This is a genomic window from Streptomyces lushanensis (assembly GCF_001700515.1).
Lineage (GTDB): Bacteria > Actinomycetota > Actinomycetes > Streptomycetales > Streptomycetaceae > Streptomyces > Streptomyces lushanensis.
Genome location: NZ_MAUD01000645.1, coordinates 343 through 628, shown reverse-complemented (window position 1 = coordinate 628; position 286 = coordinate 343). Strand labels below are relative to the sequence as shown.

The 286-nt window shown below is 74.8% G+C and carries 1 pseudogene; it reads right to left on the bottom strand.

Annotation, left to right across the window (positions count from 1 at the left end):
* Positions 1 to 46: 46 nt before the first annotated feature.
* A pseudogene (locus BFF77_RS36085) lies at positions 47 to 286 on the bottom strand (hypothetical protein); the annotation flags it as partial.

Sequence of the window (286 nt, the reverse complement as noted above, 5' to 3'; positions counted from 1 at the left end):
GAACCGCCCCCGTCCGCGTCCGGGGCGGGGCCGGCCGGGGCGTCGGTCAGGGGATCGGCACCTCCTCGGGGCGGCAGTGGTCGGCCGCCAGATACCGGGCGAGAAAGGCGCGGCCCTGCTCGGCGTTCATGGCTTCGAGCCGCTTGAGGTACGGCCTGCCCCGGGGCCACGGGAGGGTCTCGAAGTCCCGGTGCGGAGCGAGCCACTGGCGTACGGCCTCGTTGACGGCGAGGGCCCGCTCCCAGTCGGGGCCGTCGAATTCGGTCCGGCCGCAGTCGTCGTCGAA